30 protein-coding genes are annotated in these 25,695 nt (G+C 63.8%); 21 read left to right on the top strand and 9 right to left on the bottom strand.

All coding sequences use genetic code 11. The annotated features are described in order from the left end of the window. The 3 genes from Q7T45_RS08700 to Q7T45_RS08710 all read right to left on the bottom strand — a co-directional run. Positions 1–167: cold-shock protein (locus Q7T45_RS08700; protein ID WP_304869939.1), on the bottom strand; the 167-nt coding region annotated here is incomplete at its 3' end. 269 nt (positions 168–436) lie between these two features. Next, entirely contained in the window at positions 437–718 is a 282-nt protein-coding gene (gene infA, locus Q7T45_RS08705; RefSeq protein ID WP_143575210.1) for a translation initiation factor IF-1, read from the bottom strand. A 24-nt stretch (positions 719–742) separates the two neighbouring features. Then, positions 743–2,191 (bottom strand): DEAD/DEAH box helicase, encoded by a 1,449-nt coding sequence (locus tag Q7T45_RS08710; protein WP_304869770.1) that lies wholly within the window; start codon positions 2,189–2,191, stop codon positions 743–745. A 556-nt stretch (positions 2,192–2,747) separates the two neighbouring features. Between Q7T45_RS08710 and urtA the strand changes: the two genes are divergently transcribed. The 16 genes from urtA (at position 2,748) to Q7T45_RS08790 (ending at position 16,999) form a co-directional block, all read left to right on the top strand. Further along, positions 2,748–4,070 carry an urea ABC transporter substrate-binding protein gene (gene urtA, locus Q7T45_RS08715; protein WP_304869772.1) on the top strand — a complete coding sequence of 441 codons (1,323 nt, stop codon included), beginning with the start codon at positions 2,748–2,750 and terminating at the stop codon, positions 4,068–4,070. A gap of 84 nt (positions 4,071–4,154) precedes the next feature. After that, entirely contained in the window at positions 4,155–5,768 is a 1,614-nt protein-coding gene (gene urtB, locus Q7T45_RS08720) for an urea ABC transporter permease subunit UrtB (protein ID WP_304869774.1), read from the top strand. Next, entirely contained in the window at positions 5,765–6,940 is a 1,176-nt protein-coding gene (urtC, locus tag Q7T45_RS08725) for an urea ABC transporter permease subunit UrtC (RefSeq protein ID WP_304869777.1), read from the top strand. The genes urtB and urtC overlap by 4 nt, the downstream gene beginning before the upstream one ends. Positions 6,941–6,944: 4 nt before the next feature. After that, positions 6,945–7,706 carry an urea ABC transporter ATP-binding protein UrtD gene (gene urtD / locus Q7T45_RS08730; protein ID WP_304869779.1) on the top strand — a complete coding sequence of 254 codons (762 nt, stop codon included), beginning with the start codon at positions 6,945–6,947 and terminating at the stop codon, positions 7,704–7,706. Between the two features lie 99 nt (positions 7,707–7,805). After that, positions 7,806–8,501, top strand: a complete 696-nt coding sequence (gene urtE / locus Q7T45_RS08735; RefSeq protein WP_304869781.1) for an urea ABC transporter ATP-binding subunit UrtE — start codon at positions 7,806–7,808, stop codon at positions 8,499–8,501. Between the two features lie 29 nt (positions 8,502–8,530). Continuing rightward, entirely contained in the window at positions 8,531–9,367 is an 837-nt protein-coding gene (locus tag Q7T45_RS08740) for an urease accessory protein UreD (RefSeq protein WP_304869783.1), read from the top strand. 26 nt (positions 9,368–9,393) lie between these two features. Next, positions 9,394–9,696: an urease subunit gamma gene (locus tag Q7T45_RS08745; protein ID WP_211910079.1), complete on the top strand. Its 303-nt coding sequence runs from the start codon at positions 9,394–9,396 to the stop codon at positions 9,694–9,696. A 10-nt stretch (positions 9,697–9,706) separates the two neighbouring features. Next, on the top strand, positions 9,707–10,012 hold the full coding sequence (locus Q7T45_RS08750) for an urease subunit beta (protein ID WP_304869789.1): 306 nt from the start codon (positions 9,707–9,709) through the stop codon (positions 10,010–10,012). A gap of 199 nt (positions 10,013–10,211) precedes the next feature. Further along, positions 10,212–11,924, top strand: a complete 1,713-nt coding sequence (ureC, locus tag Q7T45_RS08755) for an urease subunit alpha (protein ID WP_304869791.1) — start codon at positions 10,212–10,214, stop codon at positions 11,922–11,924. Positions 11,925–12,029: 105 nt separating this feature from the next. After that, positions 12,030–12,329 (top strand): putative quinol monooxygenase, encoded by a 300-nt coding sequence (locus Q7T45_RS08760; RefSeq protein WP_304742542.1) that lies wholly within the window; start codon positions 12,030–12,032, stop codon positions 12,327–12,329. A 23-nt stretch (positions 12,330–12,352) separates the two neighbouring features. Beyond that, on the top strand, positions 12,353–12,652 hold the full coding sequence (locus Q7T45_RS08765; protein ID WP_304869793.1) for a putative quinol monooxygenase: 300 nt from the start codon (positions 12,353–12,355) through the stop codon (positions 12,650–12,652). A gap of 2 nt (positions 12,653–12,654) precedes the next feature. Next, complete coding sequence (locus tag Q7T45_RS08770) at positions 12,655–13,236, top strand: urease accessory protein UreE (RefSeq protein ID WP_304869795.1); 582 nt, start codon at positions 12,655–12,657, stop codon at positions 13,234–13,236. After that, entirely contained in the window at positions 13,223–13,954 is a 732-nt protein-coding gene (locus tag Q7T45_RS08775; RefSeq protein WP_370691248.1) for an urease accessory protein UreF, read from the top strand. The genes Q7T45_RS08770 and Q7T45_RS08775 overlap by 14 nt, the downstream gene beginning before the upstream one ends. Before the next feature lie 11 nt (positions 13,955–13,965). Next, positions 13,966–14,388, top strand: a complete 423-nt coding sequence (locus Q7T45_RS08780; RefSeq protein WP_304869800.1) for a hypothetical protein — start codon at positions 13,966–13,968, stop codon at positions 14,386–14,388. A 1-nt stretch (position 14,389) separates the two neighbouring features. Further along, a complete protein-coding gene (gene ureG, locus Q7T45_RS08785) occupies positions 14,390–15,031 on the top strand; it encodes an urease accessory protein UreG (RefSeq protein ID WP_304869802.1) in 642 nt (213 codons plus the stop codon). Positions 15,032–15,334: 303 nt separating this feature from the next. Then, on the top strand, positions 15,335–16,999 hold the full coding sequence (locus Q7T45_RS08790; RefSeq protein ID WP_304869804.1) for an HWE histidine kinase domain-containing protein: 1,665 nt from the start codon (positions 15,335–15,337) through the stop codon (positions 16,997–16,999). Between the two features lie 65 nt (positions 17,000–17,064). Here Q7T45_RS08790 and Q7T45_RS08795 read toward each other — a convergent pair whose 3' ends face one another. Then, on the bottom strand, positions 17,065–17,613 hold the full coding sequence (locus tag Q7T45_RS08795; protein ID WP_304742554.1) for a sigma-70 family RNA polymerase sigma factor: 549 nt from the start codon (positions 17,611–17,613) through the stop codon (positions 17,065–17,067). Continuing rightward, the gene (locus Q7T45_RS08800) at positions 17,613–17,831 is read right to left on the bottom strand and encodes a NepR family anti-sigma factor (RefSeq protein WP_304869807.1); all 219 of its coding nucleotides are present in this window, start codon (positions 17,829–17,831) and stop codon (positions 17,613–17,615) included. Before Q7T45_RS08800 ends, Q7T45_RS08795 begins: the two co-directional genes overlap by 1 nt. Before the next feature lie 227 nt (positions 17,832–18,058). Between Q7T45_RS08800 and Q7T45_RS08805 the strand changes: the two genes are divergently transcribed. Then, on the top strand, positions 18,059–18,859 hold the full coding sequence (locus Q7T45_RS08805) for a response regulator (RefSeq protein WP_304869809.1): 801 nt from the start codon (positions 18,059–18,061) through the stop codon (positions 18,857–18,859). A 202-nt stretch (positions 18,860–19,061) separates the two neighbouring features. Here the strand turns inward: Q7T45_RS08805 and Q7T45_RS08810 are convergent, their stop codons facing one another. Continuing rightward, complete coding sequence (locus tag Q7T45_RS08810) at positions 19,062–20,123, bottom strand: sensor histidine kinase (protein WP_304869811.1); 1,062 nt, start codon at positions 20,121–20,123, stop codon at positions 19,062–19,064. A gap of 345 nt (positions 20,124–20,468) precedes the next feature. Here Q7T45_RS08810 and Q7T45_RS08815 point away from each other — a divergent pair, with 345 nt between their 5' ends. Next, positions 20,469–20,876, top strand: a complete 408-nt coding sequence (locus tag Q7T45_RS08815; protein WP_304869813.1) for a hypothetical protein — start codon at positions 20,469–20,471, stop codon at positions 20,874–20,876. 151 nt (positions 20,877–21,027) lie between these two features. Here Q7T45_RS08815 and Q7T45_RS08820 read toward each other — a convergent pair whose 3' ends face one another. Further along, complete coding sequence (locus Q7T45_RS08820) at positions 21,028–21,726, bottom strand: DUF1013 domain-containing protein (RefSeq protein ID WP_304869815.1); 699 nt, start codon at positions 21,724–21,726, stop codon at positions 21,028–21,030. 232 nt (positions 21,727–21,958) lie between these two features. Here Q7T45_RS08820 and ispH point away from each other — a divergent pair, with 232 nt between their 5' ends. The 3 genes from ispH to rnhA are packed head-to-tail and all read left to right on the top strand — an operon-like array spanning position 21,959 to position 24,360. Further along, positions 21,959–22,921 carry a 4-hydroxy-3-methylbut-2-enyl diphosphate reductase gene (gene ispH, locus Q7T45_RS08825; RefSeq protein WP_304869816.1) on the top strand — a complete coding sequence of 321 codons (963 nt, stop codon included), beginning with the start codon at positions 21,959–21,961 and terminating at the stop codon, positions 22,919–22,921. Positions 22,922–22,927: 6 nt separating this feature from the next. Next, a complete protein-coding gene (locus Q7T45_RS08830) occupies positions 22,928–23,911 on the top strand; it encodes a homoserine kinase (protein ID WP_304869818.1) in 984 nt (327 codons plus the stop codon). Next, positions 23,908–24,360: a ribonuclease HI gene (gene rnhA / locus Q7T45_RS08835; protein ID WP_304869821.1), complete on the top strand. Its 453-nt coding sequence runs from the start codon at positions 23,908–23,910 to the stop codon at positions 24,358–24,360. The genes Q7T45_RS08830 and rnhA overlap by 4 nt, the downstream gene beginning before the upstream one ends. Before the next feature lie 176 nt (positions 24,361–24,536). Here rnhA and Q7T45_RS08840 read toward each other — a convergent pair whose 3' ends face one another. Then, complete coding sequence (locus Q7T45_RS08840) at positions 24,537–25,022, bottom strand: peroxiredoxin (RefSeq protein ID WP_304742568.1); 486 nt, start codon at positions 25,020–25,022, stop codon at positions 24,537–24,539. Positions 25,023–25,130: 108 nt separating this feature from the next. Then, a complete protein-coding gene (locus Q7T45_RS08845; protein WP_304869823.1) occupies positions 25,131–25,685 on the bottom strand; it encodes a DUF924 family protein in 555 nt (184 codons plus the stop codon). Positions 25,686–25,695 lie beyond the last annotated feature (10 nt).

The following is a 25,695-nucleotide window of genomic DNA, read 5'->3' on the forward strand; positions in this document are numbered from 1 at the left end:
CGATCGGCCACGATCTCGTAGCTGATCTTCTGGCCTTCACGCAGCGTGCCAAGGCCGGCGCGCTCTACGGCGCTGATGTGCACGAACACGTCGTTGCCACCGTCATCCGGTTGAATGAAGCCGAAGCCCTTGGTCGCGTTAAACCACTTCACGGTTCCCATGCTCACGGGGGTAGTCCCTTCTCAAGATAGATATAGTAGAAGCCCACTTGCGGCGGGCTGGTGAGATCGAATTTTTGGAAGGGTCGTCAGCGTCTAAACCGGCTGTACCGGTGGATAGCTAATGTCGTCCGGCCGAAAATCGATAAGGTTATATTATTGCAAAATAGCCCCCAAAACAATCCTGACGTGCACGATTTTTTGATCGCGTCCGGGATCGCTGTTGGAGGCCATTGCCCACTTAACCGCCATGGTTTTGCCACGCGGTCTGGGTGATTTTAGCGGCGGCGGAATTGACCGCGCGGTGGTGCACCGCGAGGCGCTCCGCCACCCGGACGCTCGTCCTTGTGGCGGAAGATCAGCCGGCCTTTTTCCAGATCGTAAGGCGACATCTCGATTGTCACCCGATCGCCCGCCAGCGTCTTGATCCGGTTCTTCTTCATCTTGCCGGCGGTGTAGGCGACGATCTCGTGTCCTGCGTCGAGCTGCACGCGATAGCGTGCATCGGGGAGGATTTCGGTGACCAGTCCTTCGAACTGGATCAGCTCTTCTTTAGCCATGGTTGTCTCCAGATCGATCGACGATCAGCGCGGTCGTTGGGTGCGGTTGGGTCTTGTATTCGGACGGCTTTCGCGATGCAAAAACGCAACCCCTTGCATCCCTTCGGCCTTGCCGCTGGCCTGCGCCGACGGACGGGACGGCTCCTGCCGGCTGGTCTCGTGGCGGTTGGTTTGTGGCGCGCCACCATTACCACCGGGACGGCGGTTACGGCGAGGGCCTTTCGAGCCGGGGGCGGCGGCTTCGTTGCCCCTGCCGGTATGCCCGCGCGGTCCGGACCGTGCCCCGCGATGCTGCGCCGGCGGCGGTGCGGCTTCGCGATGGCCGGGGGTGCGGTGATCTTCTCGCGGAAGAGCGATGCGGATCAGCTTTTCGATGTCGCGCAGATAGCCCATTTCCTCGGCGCCCGCGATCAGCGAGATCGCAACGCCCTCGGCGCCGGCGCGCGCGGTGCGGCCGATGCGGTGGACGTAGGTCTCGGGAATGTTGGGCAGATCGAAGTTCACCACATGGCTGATGCCGTCGACGTCGATGCCGCGGGCGGCAATGTCGGTGGCGACCAGGGTGCGGATCTCGCCGGTGCGGAACGCCGCCAGCACCCGCTCGCGGTGGTTCTGCGACTTGTTGCCGTGAATGGCGTCGGCGGTGATGCCGGCGCGGGCCAGGCTCTTCACCACCTTGTCGGCGCCATGCTTGGTGCGGGTAAAGACCAGCGCGCGGTTGACCGTCTCGCTCTTCAGGAGGTTGGCCAGGAAGGTCGGCTTGTTGGAGTGGTCGACCTGGATGATGCGCTGGGTGATGCGTTCGACGGTCGAGGCCACCGGCGTCACGGCGACCCGTGCCGGATCGCGCAGCATCGCTTCGGCGAGCTCGGCGATGTCTTTCGGCATGGTGGCCGAGAAGAACAGCGTCTGCCGCTTGATCGGCAGTTTGGCGACGACCTTCCGGATGTCGTTGATGAACCCCATGTCCAGCATGCGGTCGGCTTCGTCGAGCACGAGGAACTCGACCTGATTGAGCTTCAGGCCGTTGCTCTGCACGAGGTCGAGCAGGCGGCCGGGCGTCGCCACCAGGACTTCGACGCCCGGCATGATCGAACGGACCTGACGGCCCATCGGGACGCCGCCGATCGCCAGCGCCGAGGTGAGGCGGATGTGGCGGCCATAGGCATTGAAGCTGTCGAGGATCTGTCCGGACAGTTCACGGGTGGGCGAGAGCACCAGTACGCGGCAGGTCTTGGGCTGCGGCTTGATGCGGTTCTCCAGAATGCGGTGCAGGATCGGCAGCGCGAAGGCCGCGGTCTTGCCGGTGCCGGTCTGGGCGATGCCGACGACGTCACGGCCGGTAATTGCGATGGGGATGGTTTGAACCTGGATGGGCGTGGGCGTCAGATAGTTCTCTTCCACGAGCGCACGCGAGATGGGATCGGCGAGGCCGAAATCCTGAAAGGAGGTCAAAAGGTGGGTACTTTCCATTATAAAAGGCAGGCGCCCGGCGGTTTCAGCCAGGAGCGCGCGAGGGTGTCAGAGACACCCGCGTGTTTGGGGCGTCGGTTTTGGTTAGCTGAAGGGGCAAGCCAGAAACCGTTGGACGGGCTCAGAACACGCGGCTCGCAGTGACCCGGTGATTCCCTGGGTCGTGATAGTCATATGGAACACGAACGCGGCGCTTTCAAGGTGAATCGCGTGAAGATCCCTGCACGCGGTTAAGGGGCGGGCGAAAGCCCCCCGTTTGCGGACGGATTGAGGGCATTTCGCGCGCTGCAGCGCAGAAATAATCCTGCCGGAAATTTAGCCAAAAGAGCAAGATTGCTCACAAATTAAACAGTATGCCACTCAAGCATACAGTTTTTCAGCCTAAAAATAAGGCAGAAGTTTCGGCTATTTCGCGGCAGGTGCTGAAATTCATCAACGATGCCATTTGGTTAGCCAGATTGACGCAGGTGGCACAGTTCTTGCGATTCCGTTAATGCAGGCGGCCGTGGGGCCGTTTCGCAGCGTTTTAACGTCTGCGTCAGGGAGATGACACCTCATGCTTACTCAATTGACTCACGATATAGCGACGCCACTGAGCCGCCGCCGCTGGCTGGCGGCGACCGCCGGCCTGGTTCTGGGCCTGGCCGCGTTCACCAACGCAAGGGCGGCGGACGACACCATCAAGGTTGGCGTCCTGCATTCGCTGTCCGGCACCATGGCCATCAGCGAAACCACGCTGAAGGATACGGTCCTCTTCCTGATCGACGAGCAGAACAAGAAGGGCGGCGTTCTCGGCAAGAAGCTCGAGGCCGTGGTCGTGGACCCCGCGTCGAACTGGCCGCTGTTCGCCGAAAAGGCCCGCGAGCTCATCACCAAGAACAAGGTTTCGGTGGTGTTCGGCTGCTGGACCTCGGTGTCGCGCAAGTCCGTGCTGCCGGTGTTCAAGGAACTGAATTCGATCCTGTTCTATCCGGTGCAATACGAGGGCGAGGAGAGCGAGCGCAACGTGTTCTACACGGGTGCCGCGCCGAACCAGCAGGCGATCCCCGCGGTCGACTATTTGATGAAGGACGAGAAGGTGAAGCGCTGGGTGCTGGCCGGCACCGACTACGTCTATCCGCGCACCACCAACAAGATCCTCGAAGCCTACTTGAAGTCGAAGGGCGTCAAGCAGGAAGACATCATGATCAACTACACGCCGTTCGGTCATTCCGACTGGCAGACCATCGTGGCCGACATCAAGAAGTTCGGCTCCACCGGCAAGAAGACCGCGGTGGTCTCGACCATCAACGGCGACGCCAACGTTCCGTTCTACAAGGAACTGGGCAACCAGGGCATCAAGGCCACCGACATTCCGGTCGTCGCCTTCTCGGTCGGCGAGGAAGAACTCGCCGGCATCGACACCAAGCCGCTGCTCGGCCATCTCGCCGCCTGGAACTACTTCCAGTCGATCAAGGACCCGGCCAACGAGAAGTTCATCAAGGCCTGGCAGGCCTACACCAAGAACCCGAAGCGCGTGACCAACGATCCGATGGAAGCTCACGTCATCGGCTTCGACATGTGGGTCAAGGCAGTCGAGAAGGTGAAGTCGGTCGACGCCGACAAGGTGATCGACGCGCTGCCCGGCATCGAAGCCAAGAACCTGACCGGCGGCACCTCCAAGATGCTGCCGAACCATCACATCACCAAGCCGGTGTTCATTGGCGAAATCAAAGCCAATGGCCAGTTCGACGTGGTGTGGAAGACCCCGGGCCTGGTGGCCGGCGATGCATGGTCGAAGGAGCTCGACGGCTCCAAGGACCTGATCGGCGACTGGGTTGGCAAGAAGTGCGGCAACTACAACACCAAGACCAACAAGTGCGGCGGTCAGGGTTCCTGATCTGCTGTTGATACCAAGAGACCAAGCGACTGGAGAAGGCGGCGCCAATGCCGCCTTCTCCTTAACTCCTGCCGGGGTCGTCCAGTGTTTACCAACGTGCTTGACCGTTTTCGTGCGCTTGTCCTCTCGCTTCTGTTGATCGCCGCCGTCGCATCGCCAGCGCTCGCGGGTCCGTTCGAGGATGCGGTCGGCAAGTTCGCCAACGATGAATTTTCCGACACCGACGAAGCGATCGGCGCGGTTGCCACGTCAGGCAATCCGCTGGCCTTTGCCATTATCAGCGCGCTGCAGGACGGCCGGCTGATGGCCGATCCCGACAGCAAGAAGGTTTATGTCACCCAGCCCGACGGCAAGATCATCGATGCCGCGACCGGTGCTGCGGTGGAAAAGCTGCCTGACAGCGCCGCCGCCGTGCGCCTCAACAACCGCCTGCGCCGTACCGTGGAGGCCGCGCTGGGCGGACTGACGCTGCTGTCGCCCGATCCCGCCAAGCGGATCCAGGCCGCGCAGTCGGTATTCAAGACGCACGACGAAGCCATGCTGCCGCTGGTCGACGAGGCCCTGAAGAAGGAGACCGTCAACGCGGCCAGACTGGCATTCACCGAGGCGCGGGCGGCCATCCTGCTGTTCAAGCCCGACGCCACGGATGGCGAGAAGCTCGAGGCCATCGCCACCATCAAGGCGCGAGGGGATCAGGAGGCGATGGCGCTGCTGACCGGACTGACCGGCGACCAGCCGGCCGCGATTGCGAGCGCCGCGGCGAACGCCAAGGCGGCCATCCAGCGCAGCCTCGCGCTGTGGTCGATGGTGCAGAACGCCTGGTACGGGCTGTCGCTCGGCTCGGTGCTGCTGCTCGCGGCCATCGGTCTCGCCATCACCTTCGGCGTGATGGGCGTCATCAACATGGCGCATGGCGAGATGGTCATGATCGGGGCCTATGTCACCTTCGTGGTGCAGGAAACCATCCGCACCAGCTTCCCGCATTTGTTCGACTATTCGCTATTGATGGCGGTGCCGCTGGCCTTCATCGTCGCAGGCGCGATCGGCATCCTGATCGAGCGCAGCATCATTCGCTTTCTCTACGGCCGTCCGCTGGAGACCCTGCTGGCGACCTGGGGCCTGTCGCTGGTACTGCAGCAGGCAGTGCGCACCATGTTCGGTCCCACCAACCGCGAGGTCGGCAATCCCTCCTGGATGAGCGGCGCGTTCGAGCTCGGCCAGGTCACCATCACCTACAACCGGCTCTGGATCCTCTGCTTCACCCTGGCGGTGTTCGCCATCCTGCTTGCCATGCTGCGCTATACCGCGCTCGGGCTGGAGATGCGCGCGGTCACGCAAAACCGCCGGATGGCGGCATCGATGGGGATCGCGACCTCGCGCGTCGATGCGCTGACCTTCGGCCTCGGCTCCGGCATCGCCGGGATTGCCGGCGTGGCGCTGTCGCAGATCGACAATGTCAGCCCCAACCTCGGCCAGAGCTATATCATCGACTCCTTCATGGTGGTGGTGTTCGGCGGCGTCGGCAATCTCTGGGGAACGCTGGTCGGCGCCTTCACGCTCGGCATCGCCAACAAGTTCCTGGAGCCGATGGCCGGCGCCGTGCTCGGCAAGATCGCCATCCTGGTGCTGATCATCCTGTTCATCCAGAAACGGCCACGCGGCCTGTTCGCGCTCAAGGGCCGGGCGGTGGAAGCATGATGCCGCACGTGCTCACGCGTTCGCTGGATCGCAGCGCGACCATCTTCCTCGCGGTGGTGGCGGCGGCCGGCATCCTGATCCCGCTGTCCAACCTGCTGCTGCCGGCAGGCTCGATGTTCCAGGTGCCGACCTATCTGGTGGCGCTGTTCGGCAAATATGTCTGCTACGCCATCCTGGCGCTGTCGATCGACCTGATCTGGGGCTATTGCGGCATCCTCTCGCTCGGCCACGGCGCGTTCTTCGCGCTCGGCGGCTATGCGATGGGCATGTACCTGATGCGCCAGATCGGCAGCCGCGGCGTCTACGGCAATCCGATCCTGCCGGATTTCATGGTGTTCCTGAACTACCCGGAGCTGCCCTGGTACTGGTACGGGTTCGATATGTTCTGGTTTGCGGCGGTGATGGTGCTGCTGGTGCCGGGCCTATTGGCCTTCTGCTTCGGCTGGCTGGCGTTTCGCTCCCGCGTCACCGGCGTCTATCTCTCGATCATTACGCAAGCGATGACCTACGCGCTGTTGCTGGCGTTCTTCCGCAACGATTTTGGTTTTGGCGGCAACAACGGCCTGACCGATTTCAAGGACATTCTGGGGTTTAACGTCCAGGCGGACGGCACGCGCGCGGCCTTGTTCCTGCTGAGCTGTCTGGCGCTGATCATTGCCTTCCTGATCTGCCGCGCGGTGGTGACGTCAAAACTCGGCAAGGTGCTGATCGCGGTGCGCGACGCCGAATCCCGCACCCGGTTTCTCGGTTACCGCGTCGAATCCTACAAGCTGTTCGTGTTCACGCTGTCGGCCTGCATGGCCGGCGTGGCCGGCGCGCTCTATGTGCCGCAGGTCGGCATCATCAATCCCGGCGAGTTCGCGCCGGGCAATTCGATCGAGGCGGTGATCTGGGTCGCGGTCGGCGGTCGCGGCACGCTGATCGGGGCAGCCCTCGGCGCCGTCGTGGTCAACTACGCCAAGACCGTATTCACCTCGGGTCCGCTGGCGCCGTACTGGCTGTTCATGCTGGGCGCGCTGTTCATCCTGGTGACGCTGCTGCTGCCGAAGGGCATCATCGGCACCTTCAACGCCTGGTGGGAGCCGTGGAAGGCGCAGCGCATCTCGACCAATGCCGAGAGTGCCGCGCTCGAAGACGGCGTCAGCGTCAGCAAACCGAACCCGGCGGAGTGAGCGCATGAACGCCAAGGAGACCCGTACCACCTCGGCGCTGCTCTATCTTGACGGCGTGCACGTCTCGTTCGACGGCTTTCACGCCATCAACAATCTGTCGCTGACGCTCGAGCCCGGCGAGATGCGCGCCATCATCGGCCCCAACGGCGCCGGCAAGACCACGATGATGGACATCATCACCGGCAAGACCAAGCCGGACGAGGGCGAGGTGCTGTTCGACGGCATCACCGATCTGACCCGGCTCGACGAGACCCGGATCGCCGAACTCGGCATCGGCCGCAAATTCCAGAAGCCGACGGTATTCGAGAGCCAGACCATCCAGGACAATCTCCTGCTCGCGCTCAATGTCGATCACAGCGTCAGGGGCACGCTGTTCTGGCGCGAGACCAGGGACGAATCCGAGCGTATCGAGCGCGTGCTGGAGACCATTCGCCTGAAGGATGCGCGCCACAAGCTGGCCGGCAGCCTGTCGCACGGCCAGAAGCAGTGGCTGGAGATCGGCATGCTGCTGGCGCAGGATCCGAAGCTGCTGCTGGTCGACGAGCCCGTCGCCGGGATGACCGACGTCGAAACCCACCAGACCGCCGAGCTGTTGAAGGAAATCAACAAGGACAAGACCATCATGGTAGTCGAGCACGACATGACCTTTGTGCGCGAACTCGGCGTCAAGGTGACCTGTCTGCACGAAGGCACCGTGCTGGCCGAGGGGACCATCGATCAGGTCTCGTCGAACGAACGCGTGATCGAAGTGTATTTGGGAAGATAGGCGAATGGCGAGTAGCGAGTAGAGGCAAGGTGCACAAACGATGACGATCCCAACCATTCGCTATTCGCCATTCGCCATTCGCGCGACCGGAGGTCGCACATGCTAAACGTCGACAACATCAGCCTCTATTACGGTGCTGCTCAGGCGTTGCGCGGCGTCTCGATCACGGCCGAGCCCGGCAAGGTGACCTGCGTGCTGGGCCGCAACGGCGTCGGCAAGACCTCGCTGCTGCGCGCCATGGTCGGCCAGTATCCGATCGCCTCCGGCTCCATCACCTTCGACGGCGCCGATATTTCCGCACTCAAGCCCTATGAACGGGCGCGCAAGGGCATCGGCTTCGTGCCGCAGGGCCGCGAGATCTTTCCGCTGCTGACGGTGGAGGAAAACCTCAAGACCGGCTTCGGGCCGCTGAAGCGCGATGACCGCAGCATTCCCGACGACGTGTTCTCGCTGTTTCCGGTGTTGAATTCGATGCTCGGCCGCCGTGGCGGCGATCTGTCCGGTGGCCAGCAGCAGCAGCTGGCGATCGGCCGGGCGCTGGTGATGCGGCCGAAACTGCTGCTGCTCGACGAGCCGACCGAAGGCATCCAGCCCTCGATCATCAAGGACATCGGCCGCGCCATCTCCTATCTGCGCAGCCTCGGCACCATGGCGATCGTGCTGGTCGAACAATATCTCGACTTTGCCTGCGAGCTCGGCGACAATTTCGCTGTGATGGACCGTGGCGCCGTGAAATATGCCTGCGACCGCAGCGCGATGGATCCCGCCGAGATCAGCCGCCAGATGGCGCTGTAAGCCGGCCGCGCGACAATTTTGAGGGGCCGATGCGGACCGAACCCACCAGTGCTGCCTCGGCAATCTTCGCGGCCAACCGGGCGCAGGGCTCGGTGACGTTCGACGTGCACCAGGTCGAAGGCGTCACCCGCCGCCGCCAGCTGCATGAATCAGGCTCCTTGCGCGTCCGCTTTCCGTCCCCCGAGGCGGAGGGCCTCTCGGCCATGTTCGTCAATACCGCCGGCGGCATTGCCGGCGGCGATCGCTTCGATATCGACATCGCGGTCGGCGAGGGCTCCAGCCTGGCGGTGGCCACGGCGGCGGCGGAAAAAGTCTACCGGGCGCAGGGGCCGGCCGCGGAAGTCAACATCACCCTGAAGGCCGCCACCGGCGCGCATTTGAGCTGGCTGCCGCAGGAAACCATCCTGTTCGACCGCGCACGGGTTTTTCGGCGGATCGATATCGACCTCGCCGAAGGCGCCTCGCTGCTGCTCTGCGAAATTGTCGTGTTCGGCCGCGCCGCGATGGGCGAGCGTATGCTGCATGGCGAATTCGTCGACCGCTGGCGGCTGCGCCGGGCGGGTAAGCTGGTGTTCGCCGAAACCGTGCGGCTCGACGGTGACATCGGCGCCATCATGACAAAACCCGCGGTCGCCAATGGCGGCGTCGCCATCGGCACCGCGCTGATCGTGCCGGGCGACGAAGCGCTGGTGGAGCGGATACGTGAGCTGACGAATTCGCTCAGTGGCGAGGTCGGCATCTCCAGCTGGAATGGATTTGCAATGGCCCGCTTCTGTGCCCAAGATGCGGCAAGGCTGCGCGCCGACATGATGGCGGTGCTTGGCCGCGCCTCGGCTGTGGCATTGCCGCGCATGTGGCTCAACTAGATCGTTCAATTGAATAGAGTGTTCGCATGAATCTCTCCCCCCGCGAAAAGGACAAGCTGCTGATCTCGATGGCGGCGATGGTGGCGCGGCGCCGGCTGGAGCGCGGCGTCAAGCTCAACCATCCCGAGGCCATCGCCATCATCTCCGATTTCATCGTCGAGGGCGCCCGCGACGGCCGCACCGTCGCCGAACTGATGAAGGCGGGCGCTGAGGTCATCACCCGCGCCCAGTGCATGGACGGCATCGCCGAGATGATCCACGACATCCAGGTCGAAGCAACCTTTCCCGACGGGACCAAACTCGTCACCGTGCATGAGCCGATACGATAGGAATGCCCACATGATCCCCGGCGAACTCTTCATCCAGGACGGCGAGATCGAGCTCAATGCCGGCCGCAAGACGGTAACGCTGACGGTGGCCAATAGCGGCGACCGTCCGATCCAGGTCGGCTCGCACTATCATTTCTTCGAAACCAACCCGGCGCTGAAGTTCGAGCGCAAGAAAGCTCGCGGCATGCGCCTCGACATCGCCGCCGGCACCGCCGTCCGCTTCGAGCCCGGCCAGACCCGCGACGTGCAGCTGGTGGCGCTGGCCGGCAAGCGCGTGGTCTACGGCTTTCGTGGCGAGATACAGGGCAAGCTGTGAATAAACGACACACCTTTCGTCGTCATCCCCGGATAAGCGCAATTACGCTTACTCGGGAGGTGCGCGCCCTCGGCGGCGCATTTGCGCCGCTGACTTGCGCGCCTCGAAGGATGAGCAGCGCACACCATCGGTCATCCTTCGAGGCTCGCCCAAGTGGGCTCGCACCTCAGGATGACGGCCCCGAAATTGGAGCACGAACATGTCCGTCAAGATAAAGCGTTCCGTCTATGCCGACATGTTCGGGCCCACCACCGGCGACCGGGTGCGGCTGGCCGATACCGATCTCATCATCGAGGTGGAGAAAGATTTCACCGTCTACGGCGAGGAGGTGAAATTCGGCGGCGGCAAGGTGATCCGCGACGGTATGGGGCAGTCCCAGGTCACCAATCGACAGGGCGCGGCCGATACCGTCATCACCAATGCGCTGATCGTCGACCACTGGGGCATCGTCAAAGCCGACGTCGCCATCAAGGAAGGGTATATCAGCGCCATCGGCAAGGCGGGCAATCCCGATATCCAGCCCGGCGTCACCATCGTGATCGGTCCCGGCACCGACGTGATCGCGGGCGAGGGCAAGATCCTCACCGCCGGCGGGTTCGACAGCCACATCCATTTCATCTGCCCGCAGCAGATCGAACATGCGCTGATGTCCGGCGTCACCTCGATGCTCGGCGGCGGCACCGGCCCGTCGCACGGCACCTTTGCCACCACCTGCACGCCCGGGCCCTGGCACATGGCGCGCATGATCCAGTCGTTCGATGCCTTCCCGGTCAATCTCGGCATATCGGGCAAGGGCAACGCCTCGCGGCCCGCCGCCCTGGTCGAAATGATCAAGGCAGGCGCCTGTGCGCTGAAGCTGCACGAGGACTGGGGCACTACGCCTGCGGCGATCGATAATTGTCTTTCCGTCGCCGACGATTACGACATCCAGGTCATGATCCATTCCGACACACTGAATGAATCGGGCTTTGTGGAGGACACGGTAAAGGCGTTCACGGGCCGCACCATCCACGCCTTCCACACCGAAGGCGCCGGCGGCGGCCACGCGCCCGACATCATCAAGATTGCCGGCCTGAAGAACGTGCTGCCATCCTCGACCACTCCGACCCGGCCGTTCACCCGCAACACCATCGACGAGCATCTGGACATGCTGATGGTGTGCCACCATCTCGATCCCTCGATCGCCGAGGATCTCGCCTTCGCCGAAAGCCGCATCCGCAAGGAAACCATCGCTGCGGAAGACATCTTGCACGATCTCGGCGCGCTCTCGATGATGTCGTCGGATTCGCAGGCCATGGGCCGGCTCGGTGAAGTCATCATCCGGACCTGGCAGACCGCCGACAAGATGAAGAAGCAGCGCGGCTCGCTGCCGCAGGACAAGGGCAACAACGACAACTTCAGGGTCAAGCGCTACATCGCCAAATACACCATCAATCCCGCGATCGCGCATGGCGTGTCAAAGCTGATCGGCTCGGTGGAAAAGGGCAAACTCGCCGACCTCGTGCTGTGGTCGCCGGCCTTCTTCGGCGTCAAGCCGGACTGCATCATCAAGGGCGGCTCGATCGTGGCGGCGCCAATGGGCGATCCCAACGCGTCGATTCCGACGCCGCAGCCGGTGCATTACCAGCCGATGTTTGCCGCCTACGGCAAGTCGCTGACGGCGTCCTCGGTGGTGTTCACCTCGAAGGCCGCGATCACGGGCGGTTTGGCGAAAAAGCTCGGCATCGAGAAGAAACTCTATGCGGTCCAGAATACCCGCGGCGGCATCTCCAAGAAGAGCATGATCCATAATTCCGCCACGCCGAAAATCGAGGTCGATCCGGAAACCTATGAGGTGCGCGCCGACGGCGAATTGCTGACCTGCGCGCCGGCCGAGGTGCTGCCCATGGCGCAGCGCTACTTCATGTTCTAAAGCGCGCGCAGCAAAAGTGGGCACCGGTTTTGCGTTCGAGCGCGCTTCTGGGCTAAGGTCCCGCCCGGCTCAAAAAGCCCCAAACAAGAAGCCCGGGAGGATCTCGTGATCTACGTCGTCGCCACGCTGACCATCAAGCCTGAAACGCGCGCCGAATTCATCGCCGCCGCCACCGCCTGCATCGCGGGTACCCGCAAGGAGCCCGGCAATATCGCCTATGATTTGCATGAGAGCGTCACCGATCCCGCCAAGATGGTGTTCGTCGAGCAGTGGGAAAACGCCGAAGCGCTGGTGCCGCATCGAGGCATGGAGCACATGAAGACCTTCGGCCGTGTCGCTGTGAAATGCATGGCGGCCCCGCCGAAGATCGAAATCATCACGCCCGCCGACGTCACCGTGCGCTGAAAACAACAATAAGGACAAGGCACATGATTTACGTGATTGCCACCACGCAGGTGAAGCCGGAGGGCCGCGAAGCCTTCATCAAGGGTCACAAGGAATGCATTGCCGAGACGCGGAAGGAAAAAGGCTGCGTCTCCTATGAAGGCCACACCAGCATTCACGATCCCAATCTCTACGTCGTGGTCGAGCGCTGGGAGACCCGCGACGATCTCAACGCGCATGGCAAGGCGCCGCACATGAAGGTCTGGCGCGAATATGCAGCACCCTATCGGGCTTCGCCGACGGTGATCGAGATCATCAGCGACGGCAAGGTCGAGAAGTTCTGATCATGATCCGCGCCACCCGAGTCCAGGGCCAGCATCACTGGAAGGAAGCACCGGCCGATACCGTCGTGCTGGATTTCGACGACCGGCACCGGCGACGGATGGTAATGACCGGCACGCGCGGGCTCGAATTCCTGCTCGATCTCGAAAACGCGGTGGCGTTGCGCGGCGGCGACGCGCTGGTGCTGGAGGATGGCCGGCTGGTCGAGGTGGTGGCCGCACCGGAGCCGCTGATCGAGATTCGCTGCAACGATCCGCTCCATCTGGTGCGGGTCGGCTGGCATCTCGGCAACCGCCATCTGCCGACGCAGATCATGGCGAAGGGCCTGCGGATCCGGCGCGACCACGTCATCGAGGCGATGGTGAAGGGGCTCGGTGCGCGCGTGATCGAGATCGAGGCGCCGTTCGACCCCGAGGGCGGCGCCTATGCCGCCGGCCACGCCCAAGCGGCGGAGCCCGATCCGCACGCCCATGCGGCGCACGATCATGCATCGCATGATCATGGCCATCACGGTGATCACGTTCACGACGAGCATTGCGATCACGACCATCACCACGGTCATTCCCATGCTCATGACCACAAATAGGTCGCCGCCCCCGGACCATCCCGGCGGCATGACGCAGGCCGAGGGCGCGGCGCTGTACCGGCTGATGACCTGGCTGTCGCCGGCGTTCCCGGTCGGCGCGTTCTCCTATTCCAGCGGCATCGAATGGGCGGTGGAAGCCGGCGATATTACCGATGCGGCTTCCCTGAGCGACTGGCTCGCTTCGATGTTGCTCGACGGCTCCGGCTTTTGCGACGGCGTATTTGTGGCGCAGGCACACCGCGCCGCCGCCTCGCATGACGAGGCGCTGCTGCGCGAGGTCGCCGAGCTCGCGGCCGCCTTCGTGCCGTCGCGCGAGCGCCAGCTGGAAACCTCGTCGCAGGGTCGCGCCTTCATCGAGATCGCGCGCTCGGCCTGGAATTGCGACGGGCTCGACCAACTGGTTGCGCAATGCGACGGCGTCATCGTCTATCCCGTCGCGGTCGGCCTGGTCAGCGCCGCGCATGAGATTCCGCTCGCCTCCACCATGCATGCCTTCTTCCACGCCGTGACCTCGAACTGGATTTCCGCCGGCGCGCGGCTGATCCCGCTCGGGCAAACCGACAGCCAGCGCGTGCTGGCGCAGCTCGAACCCGTCGTGGTCGCCACCGCCGGGCGGGCGCTGCAGGCCACACTCGACGATCTCGGCAGCGCCACTTTTCGCGCCGATCTCGCCGGCATGCGGCACGAAACGCAATACACCAGGTTGTTCAGGTCATGAGGGGTGCAGCCATGCGCGCAATCAGAACGACGGTCCTGATCCTCGCAGCATGGATCGCGCTGGCGGCGCCGGGATTTGCCGCCGGCAGCCTCGGCCTCGATGAGGTACTGGCGGCGGTGGCGAAGGCTCCGGAGCTGGTGGCCGAAATCCGGGCCGAGCTGGACAGGAACAAGCTCAAGCCGGGCGATGTGACCTGTATTGGCGCCCGCCACGGCAATCACTGGAAATATCTCGGCGGCGGCCGGGCGGCGCCTTACGAATGCGAGATCGGCAGACGCACGCTGGAGATCGAGGCCGACCGGATCTATTTCGACGCGCGCGGCAAATCGCTCGGCGATCTCGAAAAGGCCGACCCGAAGCGCGCCAGGACCTTCCGGGAAAGCAATTTCAAATGGACGTGGACCGACGCGGGCGGAAAAAAGGAAGAGAAATAGCATGAGCAGTCATTCGCACGGCCCGCTTCGCATCGGCATCGGCGGCCCCGTCGGCTCCGGCAAGACCGCGCTGATGGATCTGCTCTGCAAGGCGATGCGCGAGCGCTACGACATCGCCGCGATCACCAACGACATCTACACCAAATGGGACGCCGAATTCCTGGTGCGCTCGGGGTCGCTGAGTCAGGACCGTATCGCAGGCGTCGAGACCGGCGGTTGCCCGCATACCGCGATCCGCGAGGATGCCTCGATGAACCTGGCCGCCGTCGCCGACATGCGGGCGAAATTTCCCGGCCTCGACCTGGTGCTGATCGAATCCGGCGGAGACAATCTCGCCGCCACCTTCTCGCCGGAACTCGCCGACCTCACGATCTATGTCATCGATGTCGCCGCCGGCGACAAGATCCCCTCCAAGGGCGGCCCCGGCATCACGCGGTCGGACCTGCTGGTGATCAACAAGATCGATCTCGCGCCCTATGTCGGCGCGTCGCTGGAGAAGATGGACACCGATGCGCGGCGGATGCGCGGCGAGCGTCCCTTCGTCATGACCAACCTGAAGAAGAGCGAAGGCCTCGATCGCATCATCGGCTTCATCGAGGCCAAAGGCGGGCTGCGGCCGTCGGCGCCGGCCAAGGCAAGCTGAAGGCATTCGTACTCACCTCTCCCCGCTTGCGGGTAGAGGTGCTCCAGGACAAGGGGAAAAAAAACCTCCAACCTCGCCGGAACAAACCCGCGCCACCGCGATTAGCACTCTCTGGCCCCGACGGAAAACACTGTCGGCGAGCCATGTTTGGTCCCGCGTCACCAACCGCAGTTGCGTACCGATGATCGCTCCTTCATTATATGAGTCGGCTGGCTTTCATCCTGCTTCGGTTTCTCGCCGCACCGGCGGACGTCAAATGCTTGATCTATTTTTTTCGCCAACGCCTCATCGTTGAGTAAGCGAGTGGTCCGGCTTGGTTTCATCATCGGTTTTATCGCACTGATCGGGGTCCTGTTCTCCGGGCTTGCGGCTTATCGCGTCCACGATCAGGAGCTGATGCTGGAGGGGATCGCGATGGCGCGCGCGATCGACGTTCATGCCAGCCTGGTGCAGGACCGGCTGACCGAGCGTGAGCTGCTCGCCCGCGTCGCATCCGGCCTGTTCCGCGCGCCCGGCGTGATCAAGGCCAACATGCTGCAGCCGCTGCGCTCCTCGATCTATGCCTTCAAGACCGATTTCGTGGTCGCCAGCTGGATCGCGCGGCTGCAGCCAAATGAGTTGCCGGCGGCGCGCGCCGAGCTCGCCGGCGCCGGATTCTCCAATCCGGCGATTCGCGGGTTCGATGACAAGCCTCTGGATCCGGGGGCGCTCGACAAGCCGATCGACCTGGTGATGGACGTCGAGCCGCGCAGCGCGGAGACCAGGATTTTCCCCGGCCGCACCCTCGACCAGCATCCGGTGCTGGGGCCGACGCTGGCGCGGGCGATGGCCGAGGGCAAGCCGGTGGCATCCGATCCGATGCCGCTGCTGCGCCCGAACGGGCCGGTCGGTCTCGTGCTGGCGGCGCCCGTGCTGCAGGAGGGCGACGCCGCGCCCGCGGGCTTCGTGACGTTTTCCTATGAGCTGGCGCCGCTGATGCTGGCGAACGACGATCTGTCGCTGTTCTCGGTGGTGCTGAAGGATCCGCGCAACGCCGACCAGGAATTGATCGCGCTCAACCGGGACAACATCGCCTCGCGGCTGGTCGGACCGGAATCGGCAGCACCCTCGATGGTCAGGAAGATCGGCTTCGGCGGCCGCGACTGGTCGCTGGCCTATTACGCCAAGTCCAATGCGGTGATGCGCGCGCAGCAGACTGCCGCCATCGTCGCCGCGATCGGTCTGGCGCTGACCGGCATCATCTGCGGGCTGTTCGGCTATGTCGCCTACAACAATCTGCGGCTCAGCCGCGAGATCCAGGTGCGGACCGGCTTCGAGCGCCGGCTGACCGCCGTGATCGACGAACTGAATCACCGCGTGAAGAACATTCTGGCGGTGATCCAGTCGATCGTGACGCGGACGCTGCGCCATGGCGCCGACATCGACGTCGCCCGCGAACTGCTGATCGGCCGCATCCACGCCATGTCGAACGTGGTCTCGCTGCTGTCCGAAAGCCAGTGGCAGGGCGTCAAACTGAAGGGGCTGTTCGAGGCGCGCGCGATCCCCCATGCCGAGCGCATCGCGGTCTCGGGTCCCGATATCGCGGTGAGCGCGCGCGCAGCCCAGAGCCTGTCGCTGTTGTTCTTCGAACTGGCGTCGCATTCCGACGAGGGGCTGTCGCTGGTCGGCAAGCATCCCCACATCGTCGCGCATTGGGAAGTGACCGGCGAAGAGCCCGAGGCCATCTTCCATTTTCGCTGGGAGGAGTTCAACACCAGCGAGGCGACCCGCCGCGCCGACAGCGATTTCGGTCTGATCCTGCTCGACCGCGTTGCGCCGGAGGCGCTGGGCGGCGCCTCCAAGCGGTTCTTCACCGATGTCAGCTACGTCTACGAACTCACCGCGCCGATGGAGACCGTCGTCGACATGACCGAGCGCGACCGCACCGAACAATTGCGCACTAGGCCGGGACGACGAATCGTGGGTTGATTCCGGCCACGACAAACAAAAAAGGCGGCCCACCGGGCCGCCTTTCCGCTTCGTATTTGACCGCACTAACCTCCGCTGCCGCCGATCACGGCGCGGACGGTGTTGTCGGGGCCGAAATCGTCGGCGCCGTCGACATAGAGCAATGCGCTCAGTTTCGAGCGCGCGCGGTTGACGCGGCTCTTGATGGTGCCGACCGCGCAGCCGCAGATGGCGGCGGCGTCTTCATAGGAGAAGCCGGAGGCGCCGACCAGGATCAGCGCTTCGCGCTGGTCCTGCGGCAACTTGTCGAGTGCCACGCGGAATTCCTCGAATTCCAGATGCGCGCTTTGCGCCGGCTGGGTTTTCAGGGTCTTGGCATAGTTGCCGTCGGCGTCCTCCACCTCCCGCCGCCGCTTGCGATAGTCGGAGCGGAACAGGTTGCGCAGGATCGTGAACAGCCAGGCCGGCAGGTTCGAGCCGGGCTGGAACGAGTCGATATTGGCGAGCGCGCGCAGCAGCGTCTCCTGCACGAGATCGTCGGCACGATCACCATTGCCGCTGAGCGAGATCGCAAACGCGCGCAAGGATGGGACCGACGCAAGAATGTCGTCGCGAAGTGAGTCTGTGAGAGGCATTAGTCCCTCCCGTCATTGTTTTTGGCAGGATCACCGGTGGGTCCAGGCGCATCGAGCTTCTTGATCAGCTCGGCAAAGCGGTCCGGCACGCCCTGCCGCACCACGTCGTCATACATGGCCCTGAGCTGGTGCCCGATTCTCGATTGAATCTCGGTGTTGAGCCGGCCCGGCTTTCCGGGAGCGGCCACCTTGCTGGCTTGAGACTTTACATCTTTCATGACCTGTTCCACGCTTCCCCGAGAGTTAAGTCCCTGTAGTTTCAAGAATTATCCTTGATTCCGAGGCCTTTTCTGTCGTTCTAACGGGGCTAATTCCAACTGCGCCGGAAAGTTCCCGGCAATAGGGGAACTTTTTGCAGGCTGGGACGTAGTCCTTCACATTCTGGGGGAACCGGGTCACCCCCTGTCGGGATGCTTTGGCCCAGAGCAGGATATATGGAGTGGGGATGTCGCGATCACAGCTTGTTGCTGAACATTTACCGTTATTGCGGCGCTATGCCCGTGCGCTGACGGGAAATCAGGCCTCCGGCGACGCCTATGTCGGGGCCATGCTGGAAGCCCTGCTGCAGGACCCGGCCTTGCTCGACGAGCAGCACGGCCCGCGCGCCGGCCTGTTCCGGCTGTTCACGAAAATCTGGAATTCGGTTTCGCTCAACGACGATTCCGATGTCGCGACCTTGCCGATGCCGTCGGAGCGGCGGCTGTCGAACATCACGCCGCTGCCGCGGCAGGCGTTCCTGCTGCTGTCGCTGGAAGGTTTTTCCGAGGAGGAAGTGGCCTGGATTCTCGGCATCGATGTCGCCGAAACCCGCAAGCTGGCCGATACCGCCGGCCGCGAAATGGCCGCCGAAATCGCCACCGACGTGCTGATCATCGAGGACGAGACCTTCATCGCGATGGATCTCGAGAGCCTCGTCAAGAATCTCGGTCACAACGTGATCGGCGTCGCCCGCACCCATGCCGACGCCATCGCGCTGGCCAAGAACCGCAAGCCGGGCCTGATCCTCGCCGACATCCAGCTCGCCGACGGCTCCTCCGGCCTCGACGCCGTCAACGAACTGCTGAAAGTGTTCGAGGTGCCGGTGGTGTTCATCACCGCTTATCCCGAACGCTTCCTGACCGGCGAACGCCCCGAGCCGGCGTTCCTGATCTCAAAGCCGTTCCAGCCCGCGATGGTCTCCGCGGTCGCGAGCCAGGCGCTGTTCTTCCAGCGCAACTCGCGCAACCGGGCGCCGCGGGTGGCGTGAGCTGAGCGGGAAGCTATCGGTTGAAATGAATTCGGCGCGCTGCAAGGCGCGCCGATTTTTTTGTGGGGCAGGCGGCCGAGGCGTCCACAGCCGTCATTGCGAGGAGCACTTGCGACGAAGCGATCCAGTTTTGTTTGCGGTGCGCGATGGATTGCTTCGCTTTGCTCGCAATGACGGCTTGAACTACGACTTCCGCTCGCCACTACTCCTCCGAATTCAACCGCCCCAGCGGCGACGTCAGTTCGCACACCACGCCGCCCGGCCGGTAGAACGTCCGCACCTCGCCGCCGAAATCATTCGGCAGCATTTTTTCGATCAGGCGTGAACCAAAGCCTTTTTTCGCGGGCTCGGTCACCGCGGGGCCGCCGCTCTCGGTCCAGCTGAAGCTGAAGGTTTCGGCGCCGTCGGCCGGTTGATCGGACCACGCCACCGCGACGCTGCCGCGGCCTGACAGCGCGCCGTATTTGGTGGCGTTGGTGGCGAGTTCGTGGATCGCCACCGCAAGCGCCAGCGCCTGCCTGGCGGTCAGATGCAGATCGGGGCCGCCGGTGCTGATCTGGCGTTGGCTGGTTCGATGCGCCGCCAGCGCGCCTTCGACGACGTCGCGGATCGGTGCGCTGGCCCAGCTCGATTGCGTCAGCAGGTCATGGGCGCGGCTGAGGGTCATCAGACGCGCCGCGAACGCTTCGCGGGCGTTGGCGACGCTGTCGCCCTGCATGGTCTGGTTGGCGATGGCGCCAACCATCGCCAGCGTGTTCTTGATGCGATGCTGCAGTTCGAGCGCCAGCACCGCCTGGCGTTCGATCGCCTCCTTCAATTCAGCGACCGCGCGCCATTCCTCGGTGATGTCGCGGGAGATCGACAGCAGATGCGACGGCTTGCCGTCGGCGCCCATGATGGGGGAGACCTGCACATCCCAATGCCGCGGGTTACCCTTGGCGGTATTGGCCGGGCCCTTGAAGCGTCCGATGCCGCCGGCCTTGGCCGTTTCTACCGCGCGCCTGGCTTCCGCGTTGCCGTCTCCGGCCCAGAACTCCGGCCATGGACAACCCTTCAGCGGCCCGAAGTCGTCGACTTCCATCACCCGCTTGCCGCCTTCGCTCATGAATTGCAGGCGGCCGTCGAGATCCAGGATCTTGATGCAGTCGCCACACCCGGCCAGCACGCTGCGCAACACGTCTTCATTGTCGGCCAGGCCCTCAGCGGCGGCTGTCAATTCGCGGCGCAGGGGAGAAATTGTCGGCGGTATGGGGGCCGAAGGCATTGAACCGTTCCGTACTCGATAGGGACCACAGCTGGCCGACGAAACCGGGTTCCGGCATCACAACAGCGCTTTGCGATCCGGCCAACGGGATTGCCGCGACGTCAGGGATCGATGTCATCAAGGCAAAAAGCAGGGCGCGACTGGCATCACCACAGTCGCGCCCTACGTCGCCGGTCAATGGGGCAGGGGGGAAGACCGGCTGTCTGGATGACGCGCAGCCCCCCGAACTCGTTCCCGCCGTCTGAATTTTTTTCGCACACGGTTAAGTGATGGCCGGTTCCCAGAACTCCGCGGGTTCCCTCGCGTTGTGGCTGTGATCGCCAATGGGGCGAGGGATCGAGCAACATGGCACAGCTCTCAAAAGCAATTTTCGGTGCAATCGGCGTTTCGCTGATGCTCGGCGCCGTTCAGTTCGCGTCCGGCCACGATCTTGCTCGCAGTGAGCAGGCTTTCAACGACACCCCGGCGACCATCATCAATCGTTCGGCCAAGACCGATCGCGCCGCCGGCCCCGCCGGATCGGCCGCGCAGACGCAGACCATCTCGCTGCGGCCGGAGAGCCTTGCCGATACTTCGGTTCTGGTCCGGGTGCCGGTCGCCAGGAAGCCCGAGACCGACGCCCGCAGTGGTCCCGTTGCGCCCTCGCTGTTCAAGTCCGGCGACCGCCGCAAGGCCACGGTGGCCTGCGAGCCCATGGTCAGCGTGCTGACCGAAGTGGCGAAGCAGCTGCAACCTGGCCGCTGCGTGACCTGAGTAGTTCGCAGCTTGAGTAAACCGTAGCCCGGATGGAGCTCTTGCGAAATCCGGGACCAGGCTCGCGTTCTTTCCCGGATTGCGCCATCGGGCGACGCTCCGCGCCGACCCGTTGGCTCCATCCGGGCTACGGGAGCCGAACTCCGCCCCCTCAGTCCTCGTCGTCGTGCTTCTTGCCGCCGCCGATGCCCTTCAGCTTGGCGAACACCGCATCGACGTTGAGGTCGTCGCGCTGCTTCTCGCTCGGCTCGAATTCCGGCTCCTTGCGGGTGGTCTCCGAGGCCGGCAGCAGGGTGGCGCCGCCATAGGCGGTATCGATCGGCTTTTCCTTGGCCGCGCGCTGCACCTCGAAATCGAGTTCGATCTGCGAGCACAGGCCGAGCGTCACCGGGTCCATCGGGGTCAAGGTCGAGGCATTCCAGTGGGTGCGGTCGCGCACGCTGGCGATCGTGGTCTTGGTGGTGCCGACCAGACGCATGATCTGGGCGTCCTTCAATTCGGGGTGGTTGCGCACCAGCCACAGGATCGCGCTCGGCCGTTCGTGGCGGCGCGACACCGGGGTATAGCGCGGGCCCTTCTTCTTGGCCTGCGGCGGCAGCGTCACCTTGCTCTCGCCGAGCTTGAGCCGGTAATTCGGGTCTTTCTCGCCCTTTTCGATCTCGTCGCGGCTCAATTGGCCGGTCGAAATCGGGTCCATGCCCTTGATGCCCTGGGCGGCGTCGCCATCGGCGATGGCGCGGACCTCAAGCGGGTGCATCTTGGTGAAATCGGCCACCTGGTCGAAGGTCAGCGCGGTATTGTCAACCAGCCATACGGCAGTCGCTTTTGGCATCAGCGGTGCATTGCTCATGGCAAATCTCCTTAGCGCTTCGCCCACCTTTTTTGGAGGCGAAGCCAGTGGTCATCAGCGATGACGGGAATTACGCCCTATATAAGCCGTCTGGGGCTAACCGCGCAATGGTTTGCTGACCGGCCTTGACAGCGCCCAAAAGCCGTCCCAAGTCCTTTAATGAATTGTCCTTATACGAATTGACCGTTCCCTGCCCGGCGGCGAGGGGTTAGCCGGTCCGAGATTTGCCCCCATGCAGGCCAAACCACCCCTTAAAATCGTGCTTTGTTCGCCCCGCGGCTTCTGCGCCGGCGTGGTGCGGGCAATCGACACCGTGGAACGGGCGCTGACCATCTATGGCGCCCCGGTCTATGTCCGCCACGAGATCGTCCATAACCGCTATGTGGTCGACAGCCTCAGGACCAAGGGCGCGATTTTCGTCGAGGAACTGGCCGAAATCCCCGACAATACCAACGCGCCGGTGGTGTTTTCGGCCCACGGGGTGCCCAAATCGGTGCCCGCGGACGCCCGCGCCCGCAATTTCTTCTCGCTGGACGCCACCTGCCCCCTGGTCACCAAGGTGCACCGGGAGGCCGCCATCCATTTCAAGCGCGGTCGCGAAATCCTGCTGATCGGACATTCCCACCACCCCGAGGTGGTCGGCACGCTCGGCCAGCTGCCGGTCGGCGCGGTGACGCTGATCGAGACCGCGGAAGACGCCAAGACCTTCACGCCGAAGGATCCCAACAATCTCGCCTTCGTGACGCAGACGACGCTGTCGATCGACGACACCGCCGAGATCGTCGCACTGCTGAAGGAACGGTTTCCGAACATCTCCGGCCCGCACAAGGAAGACATCTGCTACGCCACTACCAACCGCCAGCTCGCGGTCAAGAAGGTGGCGCCGGTGGTCGATGCCTTGATCGTGGTCGGCGCGCCGAATTCGTCGAATTCGCAGCGGCTGCGTGAAGTCGCCGAGCGCGAGGGCTGCCCGGTCTCGGTGCTGGCGCAGCGCGCCAGCGACATCGACTGGAAAATGTTCGAGGGCATCAAGAGCCTCGGCATCACCGCGGGCGCTTCCGCGCCGGAAGTGATCGTCGAGGAGATCATGGGCGCCTTCGCCGAGCGCTACGAACTGCATGTGGAGACGGTCTCGGCCGCGGAGGAGAACGAGTTCTTCCCGCTGCCGCGTTCGCTGCGGCCCGACGCGGCGTAGGCCACCATGGCGGTTTACACCGACGTCGCCGCCGACGAGCTTGCGGAATTCCTCGGGGCTTACGACATCGGCGAACTGCTGTCCTACAAGGGCATCGCCGAGGGCGTCGAGAATTCCAATTTCCTGCTGCACACCAGCGCCGGCTCTTTCATCCTGACGCTGTACGAGAAGCGGGTCGCCAGGAGCGAGCTGCCGTTCTTTCTCGGTCTGATGACGCATCTGGCCTCGCGCGGCATTATCTGCCCGCAGCCGCTGAAGAACCGGCGCGGCGAAGCGCTCAGCGAGCTCGCCGGCCGGCCCGCCGTCATCATCAACTTTCTCGAAGGTATCTGGCCGCGCAAGCCCAACGCCGCGCACTGCGCCGGCGTCGGCCAGGCGCTGGCGAAAATGCATCTGGCGGGCCGTGATTTTCCGATGACGCGCCCCAACGCGCTGTCGGTTTCGGGCTGGCGTCCGCTGTTCGAACAGGCCGCCGCGCGCGCCGACGAGTTGCAGCACGGCTTGCGTGACTTCATCGGCGCCGAGCTCGCTTATCTCGAAAGCGGCGTCTGGCCCACGAATCTGCCGCAAGGCGTGATCCACGCCGACCTGTTTCCGGACAACGTGTTCTTTCTCGGTGAGCGGGTATCCGGCCTGATCGATTTCACCTTCGCCTGCAACGACATGCTGGCCTACGACGTCGCGATCTGCCTCAATGCCTGGTGTTTCGAGAGCGATTGTTCGTTCAACGTCACCAAGGCGCGCGCCTTCCTCAACGCCTATGGCCGCGAGCGCGAATTGAGCGAAGCCGAACGGAACGCGCTGCCGCTGCTGGCGCGGGGCGCCACGTTGCGCTTCCTGCTGACCCGGTTGGTCGATTTTCTCAACGTGCCGCCGGGCGCCATGGTGAAGCCGAAGGATCCGCTGGAATATGTCCGCAAGCTGCGCTTCCAGCAGAGCGTCGCCGGCATCCGCGACTACGGCGTCGAAACCCCGGGACTGCCGGCGTGAGCTCACGGCCCGCGGTCACCATCCACACCGACGGCGCCTGCTCGGGCAATCCGGGCCCGGGCGGCTGGGGCGCGATCCTGAAATTCGGCGAGATCGAGAAGGAATTGAAGGGCGGCGAGGCGCACACCACCAACAACCGCATGGAATTGATGGCGGCGATCTCGGCGCTGGAAACCCTGAAGAAGCCCTGCACCGTCGATCTCTATACCGACAGCCAGTATGTCCGTCAGGGCATCACCGGCTGGATTCATGGCTGGAAGCGGAACGGCTGGCGCACCTCGGACAAGAAGCCGGTCAAGAATGTCGACCTCTGGCAGCGACTCGACGCCTCGCTGCACCAGCACCAGGTGCGCTGGCACTGGGTCAAGGGCCACGCCGGCCACGACGCCAACGAGCGTGCCGACCAGCTCGCCCGCGAGGGCGTGGCGATGGGGCGGTTGAAGACGTAGGCATGAGACTGGCGCCGCTCTTCCCTCTCCCCTTGTGGGAGAGGGTGTCTCGAATGCGCTTGCGAATTCGAGACGGGTGAGGGGTCTGTCTCCGCGGATAGAGAAGACCCCTCATCCGCCTTCGCTTCGCGAAGGCACCTTCTCCCACAAGGGGAGAAGGAAAGAAAAATCAGAGTCTACAGCTGCCCGAGCAGCGTGTCGCCGCCGGAGACCTCGACCTTGCCCGGGGCCGGCTCGAGATTGATCTTCTTCACCACGCCGTCTTCCACCAGCATCGAGTAGCGCTTGGAGCGGATGCCGAGGCCGTTGCCGGAAGCGTCGAGCTCCATGCCGATCGCCTTGGTGAAATCGGCGTTGCCGTCGGCGAGGAAGGTCGCCTCGTCGCGCTGGTCGGTGTCGCGCTTCCAGGCGCCCATGACGAAGGCATCGTTGACCGAGACGATCGCGATGGTGTTCACGCCCTTGTCCTTGATGGCGTAGGCGTTGAGGAAAATGCTGGGCAGGTGCATCTTGTGGCAGGTGCCGGTATAGGCGCCGGGCACCGCGAACAGCGCGACCTTCTTGCCCTTGAAGATGTCATCGGTGGTCTTGACCTGCGGCCCTTCCGCCGTCATCACGCGAAACTTTGCTTCCGGCAGCTTGTCGCCAACATTGATGGTCATCGTCAATTCTCCTTGAATGTGCGGATGTTTCTTAGACCGGGCGGGTGAGGCGCACAATATTCAGCGCCACGGAAACAGCAATGGTCCGGTGTCTTCACTGTTCTGTCATCAGCCGGAAAACCCGCCGGCGTCAAGAAAGGCCTGCTCCTCCGGTGTCGTCGCGCGCCCCAGGATGCGATTGCGATGCGGGAAGCGCCCGAACCGGGCGACGATGCCGGCGTGGTCTTCGGCGAATTTCAGATTTTCGGTGTTGCCGGCGTTGCGGAACAGTTCGACGCAACGCAACTGGTCGGGCAAATGCTCCGAATGCATGAACGGCATGTAGAGAAACTCCAGCAATGCCGCGTCGACGCGCCTGTCGGCGCCGCGCGCGATGGCACGGCTCGCCACCGCGAGGGCCAGCGCATCGCTCGAATAGGTTCTGATATCGTCGCGGAACATGTTGCGCGGGAATTGGTCGAGCACGATGGTCAGCGCCAGCGCGCCGTCATCGGTGGCTTCCCAGCATGACAGCTGGCCGGTCGTTGCCTGCTGCCACAGCGCCAGATAGCGGTGGCGCACCTCGGCATCGAACGCATCGTCGCGCCGGTACCACCGCTCGCCGCCGGCCTCGCGCCAGAACGCGAGGATGTCCGCAGGCCCGACGTCGCGAGCGCCGGACATCCCGGGCGCT

Source organism: Bradyrhizobium sp. (genome assembly GCF_030646015.1).
Taxonomy (GTDB): domain Bacteria; phylum Pseudomonadota; class Alphaproteobacteria; order Rhizobiales; family Xanthobacteraceae; genus Bradyrhizobium.

Bases quoted from the DNA above. Each gene is read 5' to 3' on its own strand.
- infA (WP_143575210.1), bottom strand. From the start codon at position 718: ATGGCTAAAGAAGAGCTGATCCAGTTCGAAGGACTGGTCACCGAAATC.
- Q7T45_RS08710 (WP_304869770.1), bottom strand. From the start codon at position 2,191: ATGGAAAGTACCCACCTTTTGACCTCCTTTCAGGATTTCGGCCTCGCC.
- urtA (WP_304869772.1), top strand. From the start codon at position 2,748: ATGCTTACTCAATTGACTCACGATATAGCGACGCCACTGAGCCGCCGC.
- urtC (WP_304869777.1), top strand. From the start codon at position 5,765: ATGATGCCGCACGTGCTCACGCGTTCGCTGGATCGCAGCGCGACCATC.
- urtD (WP_304869779.1), top strand. From the start codon at position 6,945: ATGAACGCCAAGGAGACCCGTACCACCTCGGCGCTGCTCTATCTTGAC.
- urtE (WP_304869781.1), top strand. From the start codon at position 7,806: ATGCTAAACGTCGACAACATCAGCCTCTATTACGGTGCTGCTCAGGCG.
- Q7T45_RS08740 (WP_304869783.1), top strand. From the start codon at position 8,531: ATGCGGACCGAACCCACCAGTGCTGCCTCGGCAATCTTCGCGGCCAAC.
- Q7T45_RS08745 (WP_211910079.1), top strand. From the start codon at position 9,394: ATGAATCTCTCCCCCCGCGAAAAGGACAAGCTGCTGATCTCGATGGCG.
- Q7T45_RS08750 (WP_304869789.1), top strand. From the start codon at position 9,707: ATGATCCCCGGCGAACTCTTCATCCAGGACGGCGAGATCGAGCTCAAT.
- ureC (WP_304869791.1), top strand. From the start codon at position 10,212: ATGTCCGTCAAGATAAAGCGTTCCGTCTATGCCGACATGTTCGGGCCC.
- Q7T45_RS08765 (WP_304869793.1), top strand. From the start codon at position 12,353: ATGATTTACGTGATTGCCACCACGCAGGTGAAGCCGGAGGGCCGCGAA.
- Q7T45_RS08770 (WP_304869795.1), top strand. From the start codon at position 12,655: ATGATCCGCGCCACCCGAGTCCAGGGCCAGCATCACTGGAAGGAAGCA.
- Q7T45_RS08775 (WP_370691248.1), top strand. From the start codon at position 13,223: ATGACCACAAATAGGTCGCCGCCCCCGGACCATCCCGGCGGCATGACG.
- Q7T45_RS08780 (WP_304869800.1), top strand. From the start codon at position 13,966: ATGCGCGCAATCAGAACGACGGTCCTGATCCTCGCAGCATGGATCGCG.
- ureG (WP_304869802.1), top strand. From the start codon at position 14,390: ATGAGCAGTCATTCGCACGGCCCGCTTCGCATCGGCATCGGCGGCCCC.
- Q7T45_RS08795 (WP_304742554.1), bottom strand. From the start codon at position 17,613: ATGCCTCTCACAGACTCACTTCGCGACGACATTCTTGCGTCGGTCCCA.
- Q7T45_RS08800 (WP_304869807.1), bottom strand. From the start codon at position 17,831: ATGAAAGATGTAAAGTCTCAAGCCAGCAAGGTGGCCGCTCCCGGAAAG.
- Q7T45_RS08805 (WP_304869809.1), top strand. From the start codon at position 18,059: ATGTCGCGATCACAGCTTGTTGCTGAACATTTACCGTTATTGCGGCGC.
- Q7T45_RS08810 (WP_304869811.1), bottom strand. From the start codon at position 20,123: ATGCCTTCGGCCCCCATACCGCCGACAATTTCTCCCCTGCGCCGCGAA.
- Q7T45_RS08815 (WP_304869813.1), top strand. From the start codon at position 20,469: ATGGCACAGCTCTCAAAAGCAATTTTCGGTGCAATCGGCGTTTCGCTG.
- Q7T45_RS08820 (WP_304869815.1), bottom strand. From the start codon at position 21,726: ATGAGCAATGCACCGCTGATGCCAAAAGCGACTGCCGTATGGCTGGTT.
- ispH (WP_304869816.1), top strand. From the start codon at position 21,959: ATGCAGGCCAAACCACCCCTTAAAATCGTGCTTTGTTCGCCCCGCGGC.
- Q7T45_RS08830 (WP_304869818.1), top strand. From the start codon at position 22,928: ATGGCGGTTTACACCGACGTCGCCGCCGACGAGCTTGCGGAATTCCTC.
- Q7T45_RS08840 (WP_304742568.1), bottom strand. From the start codon at position 25,022: ATGACCATCAATGTTGGCGACAAGCTGCCGGAAGCAAAGTTTCGCGTG.
- Q7T45_RS08845 (WP_304869823.1), bottom strand. From the start codon at position 25,685: ATGTCCGGCGCTCGCGACGTCGGGCCTGCGGACATCCTCGCGTTCTGG.